Origin of the sequence: Intestinibacillus massiliensis (assembly GCF_900155735.1) — a bacterium.
Taxonomy (GTDB): domain Bacteria; phylum Bacillota; class Clostridia; order Oscillospirales; family Butyricicoccaceae; genus Intestinibacillus; species Intestinibacillus massiliensis.
The window spans coordinates 1-831 of sequence record NZ_LT707034.1 but is presented as its reverse complement, the minus strand read 5'-3'; the positions used below and the strand labels follow the sequence as shown (position 1 = coordinate 831).

Below are 831 nucleotides of genomic sequence, written 5' to 3'. Positions count from 1 at the left end.
TTACACCTTCAAAACTGAACAATAACATACTGGCAAAAGCCTCTTCCGAGTGTTAACCCAATAATCATCAGGTCAAGCCCTCGACCTATTAGTATCAGTCCGCTCCATACATTACTGCACTTCCACTCCTGACCTATCAACCTCGTAGTCTACAAGGGGTCTTACTCCCGAAGGATGGGAATACTTATCTCGAGGGGAGTTTCACGCTTAGATGCCTTCAGCGTTTATCTCGTCCGTACTTAGCTACCCGGCTATGCTCCTGGCGGAACAACCGGTGCACCAGCGGTACGTCCATCCCGGTCCTCTCGTACTAAGGACAGCTCCTCTCAATATTCCTACGCCCGCAACAGATAGGGACCGAACTGTCTCACGACGTTCTGAACCCAGCTCGCGTACCGCTTTAATTGGCGAACAGCCAAACCCTTGGGACCGAATTCAGCCCCAGGATGCGATGAGCCGACATCGAGGTGCCAAACCTCCCCGTCGATGTGGACTCTTGGGGGAGATCAGCCTGTTATCCCCAGGGTAGCTTTTATCCGTTGAGCGACGGCATTTCCATTCACATACCGCCGGATCACTAACTCCAACTTTCGTTACTGCTCGAACCGTCATTCTCGCAGTTAGGCCCGTTTATGCGTTTACACTCATTGCACGATTTCCGTCCGTGCTGAACGGACCTTTGAGCGCCTCCGTTACTCTTTAGGAGGCGACCGCCCCAGTCAAACTGCCCACCTGACAGTGTCCCCCGGCCAGATTCATGGCCGCAGGTTAGAATCCCAATATCCCAAGAGTGGTATCCCAAGGTTGCCTCCACCAATGCTGGCGCACTGG

General features: G+C 53.2%; 1 rRNA gene. It reads right to left on the bottom strand.

Annotated elements, in window-relative coordinates:
* Nucleotides 1–68: 68 nt before the first annotated feature.
* Nucleotides 69–831: ribosomal RNA gene (locus CZ203_RS00915) — 23S ribosomal RNA — on the bottom strand; the annotation flags it as partial.